Origin of the sequence: Seohaeicola zhoushanensis, from assembly GCF_014656415.1 — a bacterium.
Lineage (GTDB): Bacteria > Pseudomonadota > Alphaproteobacteria > Rhodobacterales > Rhodobacteraceae > Seohaeicola_A > Seohaeicola_A zhoushanensis.
On sequence record NZ_BNCJ01000017.1, the window covers coordinates 67,353 to 82,110 of the forward strand.

Below are 14,758 nucleotides of genomic sequence, written 5' to 3' on the forward strand. Positions count from 1 at the left end.
CCATCATTTTGCCGCATTCCTGCGCCCTGATGCCTCATCGCGTCTGGGACGAAAGGGCGACAGGTGAACGCAGCGACGGGCTTCGCGCGCATCAGGCAGGATCTGGCGGTGGCCGTGCTGGTCGACGGCGAGAACATCTGCGCAGACCACGCCGGGCAGATCGGCAAGGCGGCCGAAGCGCTCGGTCCGGTGGGCGTGCGTCGGGTCTACGGCAATGTCGCCCGCCTCGCCGCCTGGGAGGCGATTGCGGGCTTTACCCCGGTGCATGTCGCCGCCGCCAAAAACTCGGCCGACCTGCGGCTGACCGTCGATGCGATGGACCTGTTCCTGCGCGCCGGCTATCGGCACTTCCTGCTGGCCAGCAGCGACGGCGATTTCACCCATCTCGCCACCTACCTGCGCGACAACGGCGCCCATGTCGCCGGGCTCGGGGCCGAACGCGCCAGCCTCGCCTTCCGGGCGGCCTGTCACGCCTTCACCACCTGCGACGCTGCGCCACTGCCGGTGGCACCGCAAACTGCCCGGAGCCGCACCGAGAAGCGCGTGGTCGCGATGCTGCGCGCCGCGGGAGATAGTGGCCTTTGCCTGTCCCAAATCGGCCACCGAATGCTGAACGAGCATGGTACCTCTTCCTCGTCGCTGCCGGAACGTAGCTGGCACGGCTACCTCGCGGCCCGGCCTCACCTGTTCCGCTGCGACCCCAGGGGTTCCACCGCCCGCGTCAGGCTGTGAGAGACCGCGCCAGTCTGAGTATCGGGGGTGCCCCCACCCTCTCCCTCCCCCTCGAGGGGGGAGGGAAGCGCCCTTGCCGAAAGGGTGGTCACCGGGGGCGGGCGGTCAGCGCGCCTTCATCCGCAGCCAGTCGGCCATGGCCTCCTCGCCGATCAGCCCCTGCGCCAGGGCGATAATCCGGTCGCCGACCTCGGCGGTGTCATGGTCGATGCGGATGCCGTTCAACTGCAGGCAGACCAGCATGGCGCGATAGGCGGTCCGCTTGCTGGCATCGTTGAAGCAATGTCCGGTGGAGATCGCCGTGGCATAAGCGGCGGCCAGGTTGAAGACATCGCCGATCATCCCGTAGATCAATCGGTTGTCGACGCGCCCCAGCGCGCCTTCCAGCGACTTGTCCCGCGCGCGCCCTTGCAACTCGCCGGGGTTGAGCACCATGTCGTGCAGCGCCTCGACGCTGCCCGCGTCGAGCAGGATGAAGGTCATTTGTCCTTCAGATACTCAAGGACCGGGGCGGCCTGCTCCTGGGTTTCGCGAACGGCGCGCAGCACCTCCTCCATCGAGGCATAGCGCGGCTCGCCGTCCAGCGTCGCCTCTTCCGGCACCAGGTAGCCGACGCAGCGCGAGTTCTTCATGATCGCCACCGGCTTGCCGTTCGCGCGGTCGAGCACCTTCTGCGGTTCGCGCAGTTCGGTCATCGTGCAGATCTGGTTGGTGTGCAGGCGGGCCATGATGGTGTCCTCTGGAATTTGCATTGCAATATACACTTCAATACACACTCCGGCAAGATCAGCGCGCCAGCCAGTCGCGCACCGCCGCCGCCGCCTCCTCCGGTTTCTGGTGGAACAGCCAGTGGTCGCAGCCCTGCAGGGTGATCCGCGTGAGATCGGGGGCGAAGTCCTCCAGCCCTTCGGTCGCCACCGGCAAGAGCGCCTTGTCATCCGCACCCCAGAGCAGCAGGTGCGGCATCCGCACCATCAGCTTCTCGCGCGGCAGGGCGGGCAGGGGCCCCGGATCCTCACCCATCGCCGGCACCACCAGCGGCGAGGCGCGATACCAGTGGATCATCGTGCCGAGCCGCCCGTCGCGCGCCCATTCGGCCTTGTACTCGGCCAGCCGCTCGGGGGTCATCCAGCCGAGGTTCATCTTCGACGAGAAGAAGCGGAACATCCGGTCGAAATCATCCTCGGCCAGGATGTCCTGCGAGTCGGTGCGGCGCAGGAAGCGGATGTATTGTGAGGCCTCGCGCTGGGCCGGGTCCTCGATCAGGGCCTTCTGGAACGGGGCGGGATGCACCCCGTTGGCGATCACCAGCCGCGCCACCAGGTCGGGGCGGAACATCGCCAGCCCATAGGCCACCGCCGCGCCCCAGTCATGGCCCAGCACCACGACCTTGCCGCGCCCCAGGCCCTCGATCAGCGCCGCCATGTCGCCGGTCAGCGCCGAGCCGCGGTAGTTCTCGACCCCTTCCGGCGCCCAGCTGCGCCCGTAGCCGCGCTGGTCTGGCGCGATGACGTGATAGCGGTCGGCCAGCAGCGGCGCGAACTCGGCCCAGGCGCCGCCGTATTCGGGGAAGCCATGCAGCAGGAGCAGTACCGGCAGCGCCGGGTCGCCCCAGCGGCGCAGGAAGAAGGGGTGGCCGTTCAGGCTGATGGTCTCGGTCTGCATGGGTGCTCCGCTTCGGTTCGGGCCGCCCGTGGCGGGCCGCGCTTTGGAGTATTTGGAAAGAGAAGAAGCCAGGGTTATTCGCCCTGACCCCGCGTCTCGAAGGTCAGGCCGACGCCGGTGCGGGGCAGGAAGCCCTTCCAGTAGGTATGCTCGGGCTTGGGCCTGGCGCTGTCGTCCAGCGCGACGACCCCGTCGGCGGCGCGCTCGATCAGCTCGAGGTAGCCTCCCTTGCCGCTGTCGCCCTTGAGGTGCAGGTCCATGAAGGCGGTGGCGAAGTGCTGGGCGATGTTGTTCATCCGGTTGGTGTCCCAGACGGCGTCGGCATAATGGTCGAAGGGCGCAAAGCCCAGTTCGGCGTCAAAGCCCCAGCTTTCCTCGGGCGCGGGCATCGGCGCGGCGGCGTTGTGGTTGGCGCCCTCGAAGGTCAGCAGGTGCCGCGTGGTGCCGGTTGTGCCCTTGAAGATCTCGCGGATGGCGCCGTAGACCGAGACGTCGTCTGCACTGCCGGCCATCAGCATCAGCGGCTTCTCGAAACCGGCCAGCCCCTCGGCATCCCAGAAGCCGGTGTTCATGCCCCAGGGGCCGATGGCGATGATCGCCTTGACGCGCGGGTCGACCAGTTCCTTCAGCGTGTCCGAGCCGGCGAGGTGGCGCGCCAGCAGCCCGTTCGGCGTGCCCCAGCTGTATTCGGTCGAGGCCTGCGTGACCCCGGCGCCGCCGAAGATCATCGCGCCGTAGCCGCCCATCGAATAGCCGATGACGCCGGTGGTGCCGGCATCGGTGATGGCCCCGATCGGCCCCTCCAGCGCCGCCATGCTGTCGATCACGAACTTCTGGTCGATGGGCCGGTTCAGCAGGGTCGACCCGAAGGCGGTCTTGTCGTCATAGGTGCTGTCCCGGTGGTCGATGGAGACTGTGACATAGCCCTTGGAGGCCAGGTTCTCGCCCAGGTGGGACATCAGGAAGCGGTTGCCGGGATAGCCATGGCTGATGACGATCAGCGGATAGGTCGCCCCGCTGGCCGGCGCGGCATCGCGCGCGGCGCGGCCCTGCAGCGTCACCTCGGTCTTGCCGTCGCGCAGCAGCGCGCGATAGCTGCCGCCGGGCGCGGTGCCCTCGGCGGCCGGATACCAGACCTCGACGGTCAGCTTGCGGTCGTAGACCGGCTGCGCGCCGTCCTTCGTGTTGACGATGTCGATCTGGCCGGGGTTGGTGAACTCCAGCGTCGTCACCCCGATCGGCAGCGGCCCGAAGGCGGCAAGCTCGGGCGCGTCGGGGCGGATGCGGTCGATCCGGTTCTCGGCGGTGGCGGGGAAGGCGGCAAGGGTGGCGGCGATCGCCAGTCCGGTCAGGGCGGTGCGCATGGTCTCTCCTCCGGGTCATGGCATCGCGGTCATGCTACAGGTCCGGCCCCATGACGCCAGCGACAATTTGATGACGGTCGATCACCGGCAGGCCACCGCTGCTCAGGTGAAGAGGAAGTCGTCGGCCCCCACCTCCACCGCCGCCACGCCCCGGAGCGTGATCTCGGTCAGCCCGTCGAGCAGGATATGCGCATTGCCGCCGCCGCTGATCTCGATCTCGGCGAAGGTCAGCCCAGAGACCTGGATCAGGTCGACCCCGAGCCTGAAGTCGCGGATTCGGTCGCTGCCCTGGTCGACCAGCCCGTTGAAGACGAAGACATCCGCTCCCGTCCCGCCGACGAGGATGTCGTTGCCCCTGTCGCCCGATATCCGGTCCTTGCCGGCCCCGCCGAAGATCAGGTCGGCCCCCGCTCCGCCCTTCAGCCGGTCGCGCCCCGAGTCGCCGCGAAGATCGTCCCGGCCCGCCCCGCCGAACAGCCGGTCGCGCCCGCCATGGCCGGCAATGGCGTCATCGCCGCCGACGCCCTTGATCCTGTCCGAACCCGCGCCGCCGCGGATCGCCTCGCCCTTCGCCGTCCCGGCCAGCACCAGGTCGTAGGGCGCGATATCCGCGCCGGTGCCGTCGATCCGGTCGAACAGCACGTTGCGCCCGGCTCCGGGCAGTTCGTCGATCACCCCGGCCGAAAGCAGGACATTCAGACCCGCTGAGACGTCGATATCGGCGATATGCGCCAGCGTGACGATGTAGGAATTGCTGTTCTGCCCCTCCAGCCCGAACAGCCCGAGCTCGTAGAATATGGGCTCCGCCGCCAGCGCCGCGCGCGCCTTGACAAGCAGGCCCCAGGTCGCCGCCGCATCCTCGACGTCGAGCGTGTAACGCACGCTCGGGTCCGACACCTCCATCGCCTGCACCGGCCGCACGTCCCAGTCGCCTAGGCCGATGAGGGTCGGCGCCTGCACCTCCAGTTCCAGCTCGTCGCCATTGCCGAAGATGCCGTCGGCGTCGAAGACCAGCTGCATGTGGCCATAGGCGGTTCCCAGCACGGTATTGGCGATCAGGTGCAGTCCCGGCATGGTTCGGTCCTCCGGCAGGTGGCACGGCGACACGGGAGGGAGCGGCTCCCGGCAAGAGGTGAAGTCCTCTCCAGCCCGGCCACTGTAGCGCAAACATCCGTCGAAATCACCGGCTCTTGCGGCGGCGTCGAAAGCCGCTTAGGGGCAGAATATGCAGGTGCCGATGTCATATGCCGCCCATACGGGGCGAATCCTCGCCCTCGGGCTGCCGCTGATCGGCGGGCACCTGGCACAATTCGCCATCGGCATGACCGACACCGTGATGCTGGGCTGGTATGGCGTCGCGCCGCTGGCGGCACAGACGCTGGCGGCCTCCTACTTCTTCGTCTTCTTCATGCTCGGCGCGGGCTTTGCCCTGGCCGTGATGCCGCTGGTCGCCGCCAAGGCCGCCGCCGGAGACGAGATCGGCCTGCGCCGCGCCACCCGCATGGGCCTCTGGCTCAGCCTCGGTTACGCGCTGGCCGCGATGCCGGCGATGTGGTGGTCCGAGCCGATCCTGCGCGCGCTGGGCCAGGCGCCGCAGGTCGCCGCCGATGCCGCTGTCTACCTGCGCATCGCCGGCTGGGGGCTGATCCCGGCCCTGCTGGTGATGGTGCTGAAATCCTATCTCGCGGGGCTGGAGCGCACCAAGGTCGTGCTCTGGATCACCCTGCTCGCGGCGCTGACCAACGGGTTGGCCAATTACGCGCTGATCTTCGGCCACTGGGGCGCGCCCGAACTGGGCCTGGCCGGGGCCGCCATCGCCTCGCTCGCCTCGCAGGCGGTCTCGCTGCTCGCCGTGGTGATCTACGCCGCCCGCGCCCTGCCGCATCACGCGCTGTTCCACCGGCTCTGGCGCGGTGACGCCGGAATGCTGGCCCGGGTCTTCCGCCTCGGCGTGCCGATTGGCCTGACCATGCTGAGCGAGGTCAGCCTGTTCACCGCCTCGGCCTTCATGATGGGCTGGCTCGGCACCGTGCCGCTGGCGGCGCACGGCATCGTCATCACCGTGGCGAGCGGCTCGTTCATGGTGCACCTGGGCCTGTCGAACGTCGCCACCATCCGTGCCGGCGCGGCCTTCGGTCTCGGCCAGGCGCTGGAACTCGCCCGCGGCGCCCGCGCGGTGATCCTGCTCTCGCTGCTGGCCGCGCTGCTTACCATCGCCGCCTTCCTGACCGTCCCCGAGACCATCGTCTCCGCCTTCCTGGCCGAGGACGACCCGGCCCGCCCCGAGATCATCGCCACCGGCGTCTCGCTGCTGGCCATCGCGGCGCTGTTCCAGCTGGTGGACGGCGCGCAGGTGATCGCGCTGGGCCTGCTGCGCGGGGTGCAGGACACGGCGGTGCCGATGATCGTGGCGGTGCTGGCCTATTGGGCCGTGGGCATCCCGGCCTCCTACATCCTCGGCTTCGTCTTCGGACTGGGCGGGCAGGGCATCTGGCTCGGCCTGGTCTTCGGCCTCGCCTGCGCCGGCGTCTTCCTGATGCTGCGCTTCTGGCGTCGCGCGGTGCACAGCGTGGCGCAGGCGGCCTGAGGCCGATCAGCCCGCCCGCAGCGCCTCTGCCGAGAGCGGCCAGTAGTCGCCGCCGCGCATACGGTAGGGGTTCTCCGGCCCTTCGAACTGCACCGCCGTCGGGGTCCGGGCATAGAGGATATCCGCCGCCACCGGCGGAAATCCCGCATGGAAGTGCTGGGTCGACTTCACCACCACGACGGGCGTGCCGGCCAGATCGACGCCGAGCGCCGCGAAGGCATCGGGATGGAAGGTCTGCGTGCGCAGGTCGTTCAGGGCAATGCGAATGCCGTGGGTGGTCTCGACCAGCACCGCCCGACCGCAGCGCATGGTCTGCCCCGCGACGGTGGTCTGGCGCAGATCCTCGACCACCTTCAGAACCCGTATCTCCAGGTCGAGCGGCGGCCCCGACCTCGGGCTGAACTTGCCGCCGATCCGCTGACTCAGCGCGGCGCCCTCGCCCGCGCCGATGCAGGTCTCGACCGCCATCGGGTCGTACATCAGCCCCACCAGCGCGCCCTTTGCCCCCGCCTCGATCAGGGCGCTCAGCATGTAGGTGCTGTCCGCCCCGGCCCCGGTGCCCGGGTTGTCGGCCACATCGGCTATCACCACCGGCCCCTTCGGCGCGGCCAGCGCCGCCGCCACCGCCTCGGCCCCGGTCATCATCCGGGTACGGGTCTGGTGCCGCATCTCCCAGATCTCCTGCGCCAGCTGCTCGGCCAGCGCCCCCGCCGCCTTCGGGTCGGCATCGGTATAGACCAGCATCCGCGCGCCAAGGTCGGGCATGTCCCCCAGCGCGAACCCGTGGCAGAAGCTGACCGAGAGGGCGGTCCCCTCCGCCTCCAGCGTCTTCATCCGCGCGACGAAGCCGGTCATCGGCGCCCTGGTCGTGTGCCAGACCGAGATCATGTGGCATTCCGCCCGCCCGGCCGTTGGCCGTATCTCGCCGCGCTCGGTCGCCAGCGCCAGGGTCCAGAGGTCCTCGGCCCGTTCGACGATGTCTGTATGGGGATATTCCTTGTAGGCCACGATCAGGTCGGCCGCGCGCAGCATCCGCTCGGTCAGGTGGCAATGCAGGTCCAGCTCGCAGCCGATCACCGCCTCGGGCAGGATCTCGCGGATGCCCTCCAGCAGCGCCCCTTCACAGTCGAACTCGCCATCGGCGATCATCGCGCCATGCAGGTTCAGCAGCACCATGTCCACCGGTCCGGCAGCCCGCACGTCGGCCAGCAGTTGCGCGCAGAGACTCTGCCAGACGCTGGCAAGCGTGGTGCCGCCGGGCTGGGCCATGGCCATAAGCCCTTCGACCACCTCGATCCCCTCCGCCTCGGCCCGCTCGCGCCAGACATGAAGCGGCGCGGTGAAATGGTGCGGCGGATGCCTGGTGGCATCGCCGCGATAGAGCCCGCCCGTCTCGAAATCGTGCATCGTCGTCGGGACGGCGGAAAAGGTGTTGGTCTCGGTGGCGATGCCGCCAATGAACAGTCTGGTCATGCCAGTGCCTCGCTTTCTATCCTGTCCAGCCGCGCCGGAGAGAGGGGTGTTGCCGTAAGCCCGGCGGCGGCAAGGCCACCGGGAATGGGGTCGCCGCACAATATGGCCGCCGCCGCGCGTGACAGGGCGGGCGACGACTGGATACCGAAACCGCCCTGGCCCGCGAACCAGAAGAAGCCGGGCGCCTCCGGGTCCCAGCCCGCGACAGGGTCGTCATCCGGCATGAAGCTGCGCAGGCCTGCCCAGCTCGCGCTCGGGCGGCGCGGGTCGAGGTCGAGCCAGCGCTGCATCCGGTCGACGGCGATGGCAATGTCCATGTCGTCGGGCCAGATCTCTCCCGGCTCGGCCGGTGTCGCGTCCGAGGGCGAGAGCAGGATGCCGCGCCCCTCGGGCTTGACGTAGAACGAGACCTCGGGATCGGCGATCAGCGGCCAGTGCCGCGTTCCGATACCCGGCAGGTCGAAATGTGCGATCGTGCGTTTGCGCGGTTCCAGCCCGCGCGGCCGCAGACCGGCCATCACCGCGACCCGGTCGGCAAAGGCGCCGGCCGCGTTCACCACCACCGGCGCCTCCAGTGTCCCCTGCGGCGTCTGGACCCGCCAGACATCTCGGCTCCGGTCCAGACCCGTCACCGGTGCACGCAGCCGCAGGTCAGCCCCCGAGCCACGCAGAAAGGCGCGGTGCAGCGCGTCGACGTCAATATCCCTCGGCTCGGTATCGAGCAGGCCGCAGACCACCCCCGCCGTCACCGGCAGGCCCATCTCTGCAAGTTCGGGACGGGAGAGCATCCGCAACGGCCGCCCCAGCGCCAGACCCTCGGCGAGGGCGAAAGCAAGCGCCTCGCGCCCCGACTCATCCGCCAGCCGCAGAACGCCCCGCGCCGAGGTCAGCGGTACGTCGCAGAAGCCCTCGGGCGGCGCGGTCAGGAAGCCACGGCTGGCCAGGCTCGCCGCGCGGATCAGCGTCGCGCCGGCATGGGGCGTCATGATCGCTGCCGAGCGCCCCGTGGCATGGTGCGACGGGCTGTCCTCGGCCTCCAGGAGCACGACCCGACGGCCGCCGCGCAGCTGCCAGGCCAGCGAGGCCCCGGCGATGCCGGCCCCGATGATGACGACATCGGCGCGCCCGGTCACAGCGTGACCTCGATCAGCGCGGGGCCGGGTTCGGCGAAGGCGCGGCCCAGCGCGCGGTCGAGCCCATCGCAATCCGCGACCCGGATGCCGGGCACACCCATGCCCTGCGCCATGGCGACAAAGTCCATTTCCGGCGCGTCGATCCGCAGCATCTCGTCCATCGCGTTGGTCCGGCGCGCCGGGTCCAGCTTGGCGACCTCGGCCTGAAGGATGCGGTAGGCGCGGTTGGCGAGGATGATGGTCTTGACGTTCAGCCCCTCGCGCGACTGGGTCCAGAGCGCCTGGATCGTGTACATGGCCGACCCGTCGCCGATGATCGAGACCACCGGAGCGGCAGGTTCAGCCAGGGCGCAGCCGGTCGCCAGCGGCGCGCCAGAGCCGATGGAGCCGCCCATGTTCTGACACCAGCGGTGCGGCGCGGCTCCGGCGGTGGCGGCGGCTATGGGGACACCGTTGGTCATCGCCTCATCGACGAGGATGGTCCCCTCGGGCAGATGCCGCGCCAGCAGCGCCCCCAGTTTCGCCGCATCGAGCGCGCCAACGGGCCGCCCCGGCAAGACCGCAGGATTGCGCGCGGTGTCGCCATCCGCGCCGCAGGCTTCGGCCAGCGCCTCCAGAGGCGCCACCGCGTCGCATTCCGGCGCGAAATACTCGATGATCGTCGTCCCCGGCGCGGTCAGCCGGCCAGGCTTGCCGGGATAGGCGAAGAAGGCCACCGGCGCGCGCGCGCCCGCCAGCACGATGACCGGCGCGCCCGCCAGCCGCGCCCGCGCTGCATCGGGTGCGAAAGGCAGCCGTTCGACCGTCACCCGCCCCGCGCCGCGATCGACCACCGGGTTGGTCGTCTGCGCCACCAGCGCCGCGCCGGTCGCCCTGGCGACCCGCCCTGCCGCCTCCAGCCCGGCGCCGCGCAGGGCGCCATGTCCCAGCAGCAGCACCGCGCCGGGCCGCCGCAGCGCCTCGACCAGCCCCGCTGGATTTATGTCGGTTGTCACCGCCGGCCCGCGCTGGGGCAGGCCCGGCGCGCTTTCGTCCTCTGACCAGGCCGCGTCCGCCGGCAGCAGCAGCGTCGCCACGCCGGGCACCGGGCCGAGGCTGTCGGCCACAGCCGCGGCCGTCTCCGCCCCGGCCCCGCGCCCCGGCATCACGCAGCGGGTCGAGACACTGACCGTCTCCGCCAGCGCCCGGATGTCCGAGGTCAGCGGCGCGTCAAGCCGCCGGTGCCCGGTCGCATGGTCGCCGACGATGTTGACCACCGGGCTCAGCGCCCGCGCCGCGTTGTGCAGGTTCGACAGCCCGTTCGCCAGGCCCGGCCCCAGGTGCAGCAGCGTCGCCGCCGGCCGCCCCGCGATGCGGGCATAACCGTCGGCGGCTCCGGTCGCCACGTTCTCCTGCAGCACCAGCACCGGACGCAGCCCCGGCGCCGCGCCGAGCGCCGAGAGGAAATGCATCTCCGAGGTGCCGGGGTTGGCCAGGCAGAGGTCCACCCCGCAGCCATGCAGGCTCCGCACCACAACTTCCGCTCCGATCATTCCCAAGTCCTGTCTTCCGGGTCATTCCGGTGCAGGCTATTGGCTTCGCACGCCGATCGGTAATACAAAGTCGCCGCCTAGTCATTCCGCCAGGTTATCTTGCCGAGCACCGTGAAACCCCCTGCAATGCAAGCGGAATTGTGTCCCTTGCTTCGCTGCGGCGCCGCGTGAGGCTGGCCGTACACGGGCATCCGGAACTTTCCCCTCAGGTCATAACCATTTTTTATGAAATGGCTCACCTATTGAATTTTACAGCCTTCCAACCCGCCCCCACAGTGACGCCACATCAGGCCGCGGCTCGATGCGGCGACTATCAACGGGGAGCAAGATGAAACATTTCCTGAACGCGGCTGCGATCGGCCTCTGCGCGACTTTCGCGACCGGCGCCTCGGCCGAAGTCATCCACGCCACCTGGGGCGGCGGCGGCGCGCGCACCCTGGCGGACTACGTCCAGAAGCCCTTCTCCGATCAGACCGGAATCGCGACCCGCGTGGTCGAGGTCCCGAACACCGCAGGCGCGGTCCGCGCGCCGACGGCTTCGCAGTACAACGCCGTCACGGTCACCTTCTTCGAGGGCGTTGGCCTGTCCGACACCGGCCTGCTCGAAGGCTTCACCGACGAGGAGATCCCCGAGGTCAAGAACCTGCCGCCCGAGGTTGTGATCCGCAACGAGGAAGGTCTCATCGTCGGCATCCCGACCTATTTCGCCTATTACGGCATCGTCTATAACAGCGACCTCGCCAGCGCCGACGACTTCAAGAGCTGGAACGCGCTTGCCGATCCCAAGTGGAAGGGCAAGCTGGCGGTCACCCGCCCGGTCTATGCCTCGGCCTACGACCTGACGATGTTTGCCCATGCCAACGGCGGCGATGCCGCGAACATCGAACCCGGCATCGACCTTCTGAAGGGCGTGATCGGCAATGCGCTGACGACCTATACCTCGCTGGCCCACATGAACACGCTGCTGGGCACCGGCGAAGTCACCGCCGTCCCCTTCTACTCGACCCGCGCCTGGCACCTGCAGCGCGAGGGCCAGAAGAACATCCAGATCGTCATCCCCGAAGAGGGTGGCCTGATGCTGGCCTACGCGGTGGTGGCGCCCAAGGGCGCGGCCAACCGCGAGGAGACGCGCCAATACATGAACTACCTCGCCGGCGCCGAAAGCCAGGTCGCGGTCTCGATCGAGGGCGGCGGCATCCCGACCAACAACCTCGCCAAGCTGCCGCAGGACTATCTCGACACGCTCGGCACCACGCGCGAGGAGCTGATGAAGAAAATGTACGTGCCCGACTGGAAGACCGTCTGGGAACATCACGAGGAACGTATCAACATGGTCGAACAGCTGATGTCCGAAGCGGCCAAGTAGGCCGCCGGCGCAGACCAACCAGATCAGGCCGGGCCTGCCCCGGCCTTTTTTCCGACCTGTCAGAGGCCGACAAGACGCATGACACATCCCGCCACGACCCAGGCCGCCGCCATCGGCAGCATCGACATCGAGAAAGTCTCCAAGTCCTACGGCGATGCCGAGGTCCTGTCCGAGGTCTCGCTCTCGATCCCCGCCGGCAGTTTCCTCACGCTCCTCGGCCCCTCGGGCTGCGGCAAGACCACGCTCCTGCGCCTGATCGCCGGTTTCATCGACCCCACCCGCGGGCGGATCCGCATCGACGGGCGCGACATGACCCAGGTGCCGACGCAGAAGCGCCCCATCGGGATGGTCTTCCAGAACCTCGCGCTCTTCCCGCATTTCTCGGTGGCCGAGAACATCGCCTACGGGCTCAAGCTCCAGCGCCGCCCGCAAACCGAAATCGCCGAACGCGTCGGCCGCTTCATCCAGCTCGTCGGCCTCGCCGGACTCGGCGACCGCCGCATCGCCCAGCTCTCGGGCGGGCAGAAGCAACGGGTCGCGCTGGCACGCTCGCTGGTGCTCGAACCCTCGATCCTGCTGCTCGACGAACCGCTGTCCGCGCTCGACCTGCAACTGCGCAAGCAGCTCCAGTTCGCGCTGAAGGACATCCAGCGCCAGCTGCGCACCACCTTCGTCTTCGTCACCCATGACCAGGAAGAGGCCACCATGATCTCGGACCGGATCGTGGTGATGAGCAACGGCCACGTGCAGCAGGTCGGCTCTCCGCAGGAAATCTATGCCGATCCGCAGAACCTCTTCGTGTCCAAGTTCATCGGCGAGGTGAACGAACTGCCGGGCCGCCTGCGCGCCGCCGGAAGCACACTCGCCATCGAGACAGGGGCCGGCACCTTCGAACTGCCCGCCGCTGTCGCGCGGGGCATGAACCCGGCCGCCGGCGACAACGTGGTGATGTGCCTGCGCCCGGAGAAAATCACCCTTCTCGACGGCGGGGCGCAGCCCGGCCCCGGCATGGTCTCGGCCGAGGCCCGCATCCTCGACACGCTGGTGATCGGCCCGCTGACACGGGTGACGCTCGACGTCGCGGGCACCCGGATGACCGCCGTCCAGATGACCGACCGCCTGGGCGCGGCAGCGCCCGGCGAGCGCATTCGCATCGCCTTTCCCGCCGATGCCGCGCGCGTCTTCGCGCCGCTGACCGCCAGCCTCGCCCGCGCCTTCGGAGAGCACGCATGAACACCGGCGAGAAACCCACCGCCGCCAAGGCGCTGATGCTGCTGCCCGCGCTGATCGTGCTGGGCCTGTTCTTCACCTCGGTGATCCTGCTGTTCAGCAATGCCTTCGTCGACCGGGGCGGCTTTTCGCTGAAGTATTTCGAGCAGATCCTGTCCCGCCCCGACTATCACGTCGTCTTCTACCGCACGGTGCTCACCTCCATCGTGGTGGCGCTCCTCGCGGTGGCGCTGGCCTATCCGATTGCGCTGGTGCTCTGGCGGGCCGAGAAGAACCGCAACATGCTGCTGATCGTCGTGCTGGTGCCGTGGCTCGTCAGCCTTGTCGTGCGCACTTACGGCTGGATCATCCTGCTCGGCCCCAAGGGGTTCCTGAACGCCTTCCTCGGCTGGACCGGCATCATCGACACGCCGCTCAAGCTGATGTTCAACGATACCGGCATCGTCATCGGCCTGACACACGTACTGATCCCCTTCGCGGTGATCTCGATCCTGGCCTCGCTGCTCTCAATCGAGGAGAACCTCGAAGAGGCCTCGCGAGTGCTGGGCGCAAGCAGGCTCCAGACCTTCCGCACCATCGTGCTGCCGCTCTCGCTGCCGGGGGTCTTCACCTCGCTGATGGTGATCTACCTCGCCTGCGTCGGCGCCATCGTGACGCCGCTTCTGCTGGGCGGGATCACGCAGAAATTCGTGGGCTCGCAGATCTACCAGGAGGTCATGGCCACCTTCAACATGTCCAAGGCCGCGGCCTGGTCGATCTGCCTGCTGACGCTCTCCTTCGTCTCTCTCGTCGTGCTGAAACTGATCGAACGCCGCGCCCTGCGCGGGCAGGAGTGACCCATGCGCAAGCTGACCCCCATGACCCGCGCCGCCGGCATCCTGCTGCTGCTGATGCTGCCCGCGCCCATCGTCATCGTCTTCGGTGCCTCGTTCAACGGCACCGGCTATATCCAGTTCCCGCCGGAAAGCCTGTCGCTGCGCTGGTATGTCGAGGCCTTCACCGATCCGCGCTGGGGCAGGGCGGTGCTCACCTCGCTCTGGATCGCCGCCGTGACGGCAACGCTGATCACCGCGATCAGCTTCCTGGCCGCCTATTTCACCCTGCGCTACGCGCCGCGCATTTCTTCCTGGCTGGAACTCGCGATCTTCTCGCCGCTGTTCTTCCCCCACGCCTCGATGGGCGTGGCGGCGGTGGCGCTGATGGCGGGCATGGGCATCGTCGGCACGCCCTGGGCGATCATCCTCGCCCACCTTATGGTGACGATCCCGTTTTCCTACCGCCCGATCCACGTCGCGCTGAAGTCGGTCGACCCCGACCTGATCCGCGCCGCCGAGGTGATGGGCGCCTCCGAGATGCGCGCGCTCTGGGACATCGTTCTGCCGATCTGCCGCTCGGGCATCCTGACCTCGCTGCTGTTCACGGGCATCATCTCGTTTGACGAGGTGACGGTGACGATGTTCCTGATCGGTCCGGACATCACCACGTTGCCGGTGCAGATCTTCACCTTCATCCAGGACGACGCCTCGCCGGTGCTGGCGGCGATCTCGACGCTCTCGGTGGTGATCACCTTCATCGCCATCCTGGTGCTGGAACGCGTCGCCGGCCTCAGCTTCTTCGTGCAGCGTCAATCCGGCTGACCGTGTGGACAACGGAAAGAAAAACGCCCTTCCGCATGA

At 68.7% G+C, this 14,758-nt stretch carries 14 protein-coding genes; 6 read left to right on the forward strand and 8 right to left on the reverse strand.

Going from position 1 to position 14,758, the window contains the following annotated elements; translation table 11 throughout:
- Window positions 1-63 precede the first annotated feature (63 nt).
- On the forward strand, window positions 64-732 hold the full coding sequence (locus IE266_RS20750) for an NYN domain-containing protein (protein ID WP_189682044.1): 669 nt from the start codon (window positions 64-66) through the stop codon (window positions 730-732).
- Window positions 733-837: 105 nt separating this feature from the next.
- Here the strand turns inward: IE266_RS20750 and IE266_RS20755 are convergent, their stop codons facing one another.
- From IE266_RS20755 to IE266_RS20775, 5 genes are all read right to left on the reverse strand, one after another.
- Window positions 838-1,215 (reverse strand): type II toxin-antitoxin system death-on-curing family toxin, encoded by a 378-nt coding sequence (locus IE266_RS20755; RefSeq protein WP_189682045.1) that lies wholly within the window; start codon window positions 1,213-1,215, stop codon window positions 838-840.
- A complete protein-coding gene (locus tag IE266_RS20760) occupies window positions 1,212-1,460 on the reverse strand; it encodes a hypothetical protein (RefSeq protein ID WP_189682046.1) in 249 nt (82 codons plus the stop codon). The genes IE266_RS20755 and IE266_RS20760 overlap by 4 nt, the downstream gene beginning before the upstream one ends.
- 58 nt (window positions 1,461-1,518) lie before the next feature.
- Window positions 1,519-2,397, reverse strand: coding sequence for an alpha/beta fold hydrolase (locus tag IE266_RS20765; protein WP_189682047.1), 879 nt, complete (start codon window positions 2,395-2,397; stop codon window positions 1,519-1,521).
- Between the two features lie 74 nt (window positions 2,398-2,471).
- Window positions 2,472-3,761 (reverse strand): alpha/beta hydrolase family protein, encoded by a 1,290-nt coding sequence (locus tag IE266_RS20770; RefSeq protein WP_189682048.1) that lies wholly within the window; start codon window positions 3,759-3,761, stop codon window positions 2,472-2,474.
- Between the two features lie 102 nt (window positions 3,762-3,863).
- The gene (locus tag IE266_RS20775; RefSeq protein WP_189682049.1) at window positions 3,864-4,835 is read right to left on the reverse strand and encodes a calcium-binding protein; all 972 of its coding nucleotides are present in this window, start codon (window positions 4,833-4,835) and stop codon (window positions 3,864-3,866) included.
- Between the two features lie 151 nt (window positions 4,836-4,986).
- Here IE266_RS20775 and IE266_RS20780 point away from each other — a divergent pair, with 151 nt between their 5' ends.
- Window positions 4,987-6,348, forward strand: a complete 1,362-nt coding sequence (locus tag IE266_RS20780) for an MATE family efflux transporter (protein WP_229864349.1) — start codon at window positions 4,987-4,989, stop codon at window positions 6,346-6,348.
- A gap of 6 nt (window positions 6,349-6,354) precedes the next feature.
- On the opposite strand, the gene IE266_RS20785 is transcribed toward IE266_RS20780, so the two are convergent.
- From IE266_RS20785 to IE266_RS20795, 3 genes are read right to left on the reverse strand one after another with little or no spacing between them, the layout of a single operon-like run.
- The gene (locus IE266_RS20785; RefSeq protein WP_189682050.1) at window positions 6,355-7,821 is read right to left on the reverse strand and encodes a M81 family metallopeptidase; all 1,467 of its coding nucleotides are present in this window, start codon (window positions 7,819-7,821) and stop codon (window positions 6,355-6,357) included.
- Window positions 7,818-8,954, reverse strand: coding sequence for an NAD(P)/FAD-dependent oxidoreductase (locus IE266_RS20790; RefSeq protein WP_189682051.1), 1,137 nt, complete (start codon window positions 8,952-8,954; stop codon window positions 7,818-7,820). Before IE266_RS20790 ends, IE266_RS20785 begins: the two co-directional genes overlap by 4 nt.
- Complete coding sequence (locus tag IE266_RS20795; protein ID WP_189682052.1) at window positions 8,951-10,486, reverse strand: acetolactate synthase large subunit; 1,536 nt, start codon at window positions 10,484-10,486, stop codon at window positions 8,951-8,953. Before IE266_RS20795 ends, IE266_RS20790 begins: the two co-directional genes overlap by 4 nt.
- 328 nt (window positions 10,487-10,814) lie before the next feature.
- On the opposite strand from IE266_RS20795, the gene IE266_RS20800 reads away from it, so the two are divergent.
- From IE266_RS20800 to IE266_RS20815, 4 genes are all read left to right on the forward strand, one after another.
- Window positions 10,815-11,852, forward strand: coding sequence for an ABC transporter substrate-binding protein (locus IE266_RS20800; protein WP_189682053.1), 1,038 nt, complete (start codon window positions 10,815-10,817; stop codon window positions 11,850-11,852).
- Window positions 11,853-11,930: 78 nt separating this feature from the next.
- Complete coding sequence (locus IE266_RS20805; RefSeq protein ID WP_189682054.1) at window positions 11,931-13,085, forward strand: ABC transporter ATP-binding protein; 1,155 nt, start codon at window positions 11,931-11,933, stop codon at window positions 13,083-13,085.
- Window positions 13,082-13,918, forward strand: a complete 837-nt coding sequence (locus IE266_RS20810) for an ABC transporter permease (RefSeq protein WP_189682055.1) — start codon at window positions 13,082-13,084, stop codon at window positions 13,916-13,918. Before IE266_RS20805 ends, IE266_RS20810 begins: the two co-directional genes overlap by 4 nt.
- A gap of 3 nt (window positions 13,919-13,921) precedes the next feature.
- Window positions 13,922-14,719, forward strand: coding sequence for an ABC transporter permease (locus IE266_RS20815; RefSeq protein WP_189682056.1), 798 nt, complete (start codon window positions 13,922-13,924; stop codon window positions 14,717-14,719).
- Window positions 14,720-14,758: the final 39 nt, after the last annotated feature.